This window comes from Pseudoalteromonas sp. PAST1 (assembly GCF_021532515.1).
Lineage (GTDB): Bacteria > Pseudomonadota > Gammaproteobacteria > Enterobacterales > Alteromonadaceae > Pseudoalteromonas > Pseudoalteromonas simplex.
In genome coordinates, this window is sequence record NZ_JAKGBH010000001.1 from 194,478 (window position 1) to 201,144 (window position 6,667).

At 42.9% G+C, this 6,667-nt stretch carries 7 protein-coding genes; 6 read left to right on the plus strand and 1 reads right to left on the minus strand.

Features of this window, described 5'->3' with window-relative positions:
• The first annotated feature begins 59 nt into the window (after positions 1-59).
• The 6 genes from astA (at position 60) to L1272_RS00890 (ending at position 6,098) form a co-directional block, all read left to right on the plus strand.
• The gene (astA, locus tag L1272_RS00865; RefSeq protein WP_054552418.1) at positions 60-1,076 is read left to right on the plus strand and encodes an arginine N-succinyltransferase; all 1,017 of its coding nucleotides are present in this window, start codon (positions 60-62) and stop codon (positions 1,074-1,076) included.
• Between the two features lie 18 nt (positions 1,077-1,094).
• Entirely contained in the window at positions 1,095-2,564 is a 1,470-nt protein-coding gene (gene astD, locus L1272_RS00870) for a succinylglutamate-semialdehyde dehydrogenase (RefSeq protein WP_209327654.1), read from the plus strand.
• Between the two features lie 128 nt (positions 2,565-2,692).
• A complete protein-coding gene (locus L1272_RS00875; protein ID WP_054552420.1) occupies positions 2,693-3,040 on the plus strand; it encodes a DUF3802 family protein in 348 nt (115 codons plus the stop codon).
• Between the two features lie 146 nt (positions 3,041-3,186).
• On the plus strand, positions 3,187-3,600 hold the full coding sequence (locus L1272_RS00880) for an OsmC family protein (protein WP_054552421.1): 414 nt from the start codon (positions 3,187-3,189) through the stop codon (positions 3,598-3,600).
• A gap of 88 nt (positions 3,601-3,688) precedes the next feature.
• The gene (gene speD, locus L1272_RS00885) at positions 3,689-4,501 is read left to right on the plus strand and encodes an adenosylmethionine decarboxylase (protein WP_054552422.1); all 813 of its coding nucleotides are present in this window, start codon (positions 3,689-3,691) and stop codon (positions 4,499-4,501) included.
• A 118-nt stretch (positions 4,502-4,619) separates the two neighbouring features.
• Positions 4,620-6,098, plus strand: coding sequence for an NAD(P)H-hydrate dehydratase (locus tag L1272_RS00890; RefSeq protein WP_235372571.1), 1,479 nt, complete (start codon positions 4,620-4,622; stop codon positions 6,096-6,098).
• A 72-nt stretch (positions 6,099-6,170) separates the two neighbouring features.
• On the opposite strand, the gene L1272_RS00895 is transcribed toward L1272_RS00890, so the two are convergent.
• The coding region (locus tag L1272_RS00895; RefSeq protein WP_235372572.1) for an IS3 family transposase at positions 6,171-6,667 on the minus strand (497 nt) is incomplete at its 5' end.

The following is a 6,667-nucleotide window of genomic DNA, read 5'->3' on the forward strand; positions in this document are numbered from 1 at the left end:
AAGTTAAGCTTGCCCACATTTCTTAATTTACCGTTATTTATAAGGGAGCAAGCGGACTTATGATGATCCTTCGCCCAATCCAGCAAAGCGATTACCAAGCGTTAGTAAAGATTGCTGATGAGTCAGGCCATGGCTTTACGTCTTTGCCTAATAATGAAGAGTTATTACAAAAGAAAATTGATCATTCTGTCAGCTCATTTGCAAAAGCTGCGCAACAGCCAGGTGATGAAGGTTACTTGTTTGTTCTTGAAGATAGCGAAACGGGTGAAGTTGTAGGGACTTCGGGGATTGAAGCTGCAGTTGGTTTAGATGATGCTTTTTATCATTATCATCTAAGCAAAGTGATTCATTCTTCTCGTACGTTAGACGTGTATAAAGCCGTTGATATATTAACCCTGTGTAACGATTACACCGGCGCAACTGAGCTGTGCACATTATTCTTAAAAGATGGCTACCGTAAAAATAATAACGGTAAATTGCTTTCAAAAGCGCGTTTTATGTTTATTAATCAACATAAAGAGCGTTTTGCTGACACCGTAATTGCTGAGATGCGTGGTGTTTCTGATGACAATGGCGAAAGCCCATTCTGGCAATGGCTAGAAGAGCACTTTTTCTCGATGGACTTTCCAACGGCAGATTACTTAACGGGTATTGGCCAAAAAGTATTTATTGCCGAGTTAATGCCTAAATATCCTATTTACGTCAACTTACTGAGCAAAGATGCGCAAGCTGTGATTGGTCAAGTGCATGATAATACACGCCCTGCGATTGAACTTTTAAAGAGCGAAGGTTTTACCTTCAATGGTTATGTAGACATTTTTGATGCAGGCCCAACTGTTGAAGCAAAAGTTGATAACATTGCTACAGTGAGAAATGCCCAAACGGTTAAAGTAGAAATTGGTGAAAGCCAAGGCGACACTACGGTATTGTTAGCAAATGATAAAATTGCTGATTTTAGAGCAACCGTGACTCAAGTTAGCCTATCATGTGATGCCGATAGCATTACAATCTCAAGTGAATTAGCAAAAGCACTTCACTTAGAAGCGGGTGATTCAGTATCACTTGCAAAACTATAGAATTCAGGAGACATATTAATGACTCATGCAGCGCAATTTATTAATGGTCAATGGCAAGCAGGCCTTGGTCATACTTTTCAATCTGTAAACCCAGCAAATAATGATGTAATTTGGCAAGCAAACACTGCCACTGCTGAACAAGTAGACGGCGCAGTCGCTGCTGCACGTGAAGCATTTTACAGCTGGGCTGATAAAACATTTGCAGAGCGTTTAACGATTGTAAAAACATTCGCAGAAACGCTTAAAGAGCACAGCGAAGAATTAGCGATTGCTATCGCACAAGAAACAGGTAAACCACTTTGGGAAACACGTACTGAAGCAGGTGCGATGGTGGGTAAAATTGCTATCTCTGAAAAAGCATTTTTAGAGCGCACAGGTGATGTTGAAAACCCAATGCCACAAGGTCGTGCGATGATCCGCCACAAGCCTCATGGTGTAGTAGCTGTGTTTGGTCCTTATAATTTCCCTGGTCACTTACCAAATGGTCACATTGTGCCTGCACTTCTAGCTGGAAATACCGTGGTATTTAAGCCGTCTGAGCTAACGCCAGCAGTTGCTGAGTTAACGTTAAAGTTATGGCAAAAGGCTGGCCTGCCTGCAGGTGTTATCAACCTAGTGCAAGGTGAAGTAGAAACGGGTAAAGCGCTGGCATCTCATAAAGGGATTGACGGTTTATTCTTTACGGGCTCTTCGCGCACTGGTCATATTTTACATGAACAGTTTGCTGGTCAACCGGGTAAAATCTTAGCCTTAGAAATGGGTGGTAATAACCCGCTTATCGTTACTGATGTTGCTGATACTAAAGCGGCTATCCACGATATTATTCAATCTGCGTTTATCTCTACAGGTCAGCGTTGTACATGTGCGCGTAAGTTATTCTTACCAGCAGGCGAGCAGGGTGATGCCATCCTAGCGGGTCTTATTAAAGCAACGAAAGCAATTAAAGTCGGTGACTACGACGCAGAAGATCAACCTTTCATCGGGTCAATGATTTCTTCAGCGGCAGCAGCTGGTATGGTCAAAGCGCAACAGCAGCTTGTTGAGCTTGGCGCAGAAGTGCTTGTTGAGCTTACACATAAAGAAAATACCGGTTTTGTAACTCCGGGTATTTTAGAGTGTACAAATGTCGCTAACTTCCCAGACGAAGAGCACTTTGGACCACTGCTTAAAGTATTCCGTTTCACTGATTTTGATGCTGCTATTGATAAAGCGAATGACACAAGCTTTGGTTTATCAGCTGGCTTATTAAGCGACAGTGCAGCAGATTACGACCATTTCCTACGTCGTATTCGTGCGGGTATCGTAAACTGGAACCGTCCTATCACGGGTGCATCAAGTGCTGCACCATTTGGTGGTATTGGTGCATCAGGTAACCACAGAGCAAGCGCATATTATGCTGCTGACTATTGTGCATATCCGGTTGCTTCGGTAGAACTTGAAAAAGTAGCAATGCCAGCGACATTAAGCCCAGGCTTAAAAATTGATTAATAATCGTAAATCATTACAAAAAGCAGCTTCGGCTGCTTTTTTTGTATGAGATGCTTGGCAAAGGTAGCAATTAAAAGCGCTTTCTGCTTAAATCTAAAGAGATAGTTTTTTATTAGGTGTGTAGTCGTATGGTTTTAGATAGGCAAGGGTACGATGATCTTGTCATGTATCTCACTCAAAATTTAGCGCTTTTTGAGAAGCCGGGTCAAATTAAACCAGGAGCTCCAACAGTGTTAGAGCTGATTGAAGATGTGATAGCTGAAAATGTCATGTTACTTTGCGAGCAACACACAGAGCTTAGTACTGAACAACGCAGCCAAATTGTTCGCGAAGTCGACGGTATCGTATATGACTTACAAGAAGTGCTAAGCAGCGTCACCAATCATACAGTAACCGTTGAACAGCACGCGTTTATAGATGAGTTTGCTGGATTAGTGAAAAACTTATTTGATAGTGCTGTTGTAGAAAGTGCTTAATGTATAAAGCACAACACAATTTCTAGTCTTTAAGCGAGCAGCTCAACGTTAGGCAACTCGCTTTCCTTTAAAGCTCACCTCTTATCCCTTGCATCTGTGTGTGACTTGCTTACAATCAAGCAAAATAACTTTAAGAGATAAAGCACATGCAAGCGAATGTAAAATGGGTAGAAGGCGATACGTTTATTGGCCTTTCAAATTCAGGTCATAATGTAGTTTTTGATGCAGGTAGCGATAGTGCTGCGCCAAGCCCAATGGAAATGGTTTTAATGTCAGCAGGTTGTTGTTCATCTGTTGATGTTGTTAGTATTTTAAAAAAAGCCAAGCAGTCATTTTCTGATGTGCAAGTTAAGCTAACAGCTGAGCGTGCTGAATCAGCGCCTCGCGTGTTTACTAAGATTAACCTACACTTTGTGGTTACCGGTGATAATGTCTCTGAAAAGCACCTTGCAAGAGCGGTACAACTGTCTGCTGAAAAGTATTGTTCTGTAGCCTTAATGCTTGATAAGACAGTAGAAATTACGCATAGTCATGAAGTTGTGCAAGAACAGGTAAAATAACGCTTTTTCCGAGCAGAAAATTCGTATAAAATCCGCGAACTTTTATTTCTGCTGGTGCAGGTTTCACTCGTTTTAAGGTTGGTTTAGCATGAATAAACCCTTCGATAAAATTAAGCTTCATGGCTTTAATAACTTAACTAAGAGCTTAAGCTTTAGTATTTACGATATTTGTTACGCAAAGACGGAACAACAGCGTAAAGAATATATTGAATATATCGACGAACAGTACAGTGCTGATCGCCTTACCGATATTTTAGGTGAAGTTGTGGATATTATTGGCGCAAACATTCTAAATGTTTCTCGCCAAGATTATGATCCGCAAGGTGCCAGCGTGACAATCTTGATCTCTGAAGAGCCAATTGAGCAACAAACAACGTATGACGTTGATGAGGCGCCGGGCCCTCTTCCTGAAACAGTAGTAGCGCACTTAGACAAGAGCCACATCTGTGTTCACACATACCCAGAAGCACACCCTGATGATGGTATTTGTACGTTCCGTGCTGATATCGAAGTATCAACGTGTGGCATTATTTCGCCATTAAAAGCGTTAAACTTCTTAATTCACAGCCTTGAGTCTGATGTTGTAACAATTGACTACCGCGTACGTGGTTTTACTCGTGACGTAGATGGTGTTAAACACTATATCGATCACGCAATTAACTCAATTCAGAACTACATGACTGAAGATACCAAAGAAGCGTACCAAATGATGGACGTGAACGTGTATCAAGAGAACTTGTTCCACACGAAGATGATGTTAAAAGAAACTGACTTGAATACTTACCTATTCGGTGTTTCTACAGCAGATCTTTCTGAAGAAGAAGAAGAAGTTATCTACTCTAAGCTGACCCGCGAGATGCAAGAAATCTTCTACGGTCGCAACTTACCAGACACTGAGTAAGTCACTAAAGCTTTAAAGAAACGGCGCGTAATGTAAGTTACGCGCCGTTTTTTTATGCCTCATTGACTGCACTTATCTGTGCTTATATGCTGATTAAAAGGCCAATTTAAGGATAGATATGTCAGTTGTTCTCTCGCAGTCAGTATTTTTAGCAGAGCAAGTGCGTGACCATGAAGGACCCGCAGCTAAGCGTTCTGGTATCACCTTGTATGAGCTTATGGAGCGAGCAGGGCTGGCGACTTATCAGCAAGCTATCAGCTATTTTCCTAAAACAAGTACATTCGTTGTGTTAGCGGGCGTTGGTAATAATGCCGGTGATGGTTATGTTGTTGCTCGTTTAGCTAAACAAGCGGGCAAACAGGTTACGGTTATTGCAGCAATACCTGATAAACCGCTCAAAGGTGATGCGCTCAGTGCTCAGCAAGCTTGGCTCGACGCAGGAGGGGAAATAACCGCTGATGCCAGTGCTATTGAGCGTGCAGATATCATTCTTGATGGCCTGCTTGGCACGGGAATTCAAAGCGCGGTGCGCGAGCCTTTTTCACAGCTGATTAAAGCTGCCAACGAAAGCCAAGTGCCGATAGTTGCTATTGATCTACCTTCAGGCATTCATGCAGACACAGGTGTCGTACAAGGAGTGGCAATAAAAGCCGCGCTCACTGTGACTTTTGTGGGGATTAAACAAGGTTTAGTGACAGGGCAAGGTAGAGCGCATGCAGGGACATTAGAGTTTAATGGTTTAGGTATTGAAGATGCCTTTTTAAAACTGACATCACCCACGGCAGAGCTTATCAATTATCAGACACAGCCGAGGCTTTCTGATCGCGATAACAACAGCCATAAAACCAGCCATGGTAAATTGCTGTGTATTGGTGGTAATTCAGGCACTGGAGGCGCTATTCGTTTAACTGCAGAGGCAGCGCTTCGCACCGGTGCGGGTATGGTCAAAGTGTATACCCATAGTAGCTCTATTCTACCAGTGAGTATTGGCCGGCCAGAACTTATGGTGACAGATACAAACCTGATTAGCGCCCTAGAGTGGGCAACCTGTGTGGCTATTGGCCCAGGACTTGGTCAAGACACTTGGTCGGAAACAACCTTTGAAGCAGTAATGCAGTATTGCTTTACTAATAACAAGCCTCTGGTTATTGATGCCGATGCACTTAATTTAATGGCTCAGCATGCTTCGTCATTTCCATTGGCTAATACCGTTATTACACCACACCCCGGTGAGGCTGCAAGGTTACTTAATTGTCGTGCTAGTGATATTGAAGAAAATCGCTTTCATGCGGTAAAGCAGCTCGCACGTAGCTATACCACTACCTGTGTACTCAAAGGTGCTGGCAGTTTAATTGCTGATAATAACCAAACATGGGTGTGTACCGACGGTAACCCTGCACTTGCGGTTGGTGGCAGTGGCGATGTATTAACAGGCATTATAGCGGCACTAATCGCACAGGGGCTTACTCCTCAGCAAGCAGCTTGCTTAGGCGTAACCTTACATGCAAAAGCCGGTGACATTGCCGCAGAACGTGAAGGCGAAAGAGGCATGTTAGCGAGTGATTTGTTTGTGATAGTGAGGGAGTTGGTTAACTGAGCCGTCAGCCGTCAGCCGTCAGCCGTCAGCCGTCAGCCGTCTGATCTGACCCCGATAAAGTAGACACGGGGTTTAATTAACTTGTTCGTACTGCATGGGACTTTTATACCCTAGGGTGCCATGCCTTCTTACTGAGTTGTAGTATTTTTCAATATAAAAATACGTTTGTGTTGTCATTTCACTACGACTCAGTTCATTTAAATTCTTTATCCACTCCTTTTTATACTGCGCGAAAAAGCTTTCTGAGCACGCATTATCCCAGCAGTTACCTTTTCTAGACATACTCACTGTGACACCTCTATTAGTTAACCACTTCACTGTTTCCTTTGCGACATACTGAGCTCCTTGGTCTGAATGAAAGAGCAAGTTCGAACCATCAGGTTTGCGTGCTGACCATGCTTTTCTCAGTGTTTTAATAACTAACTCGGCGTTGTTTATCCGACTTGTTACCCAGCCAACAACCTTACGAGAATACAAATCAAGGATGACGCATAAATACTGCCAACCATCTTTACAGCGTACTTGTGTGATATCTGATACCCACACGGTATTTGCTGTATCAACATTAA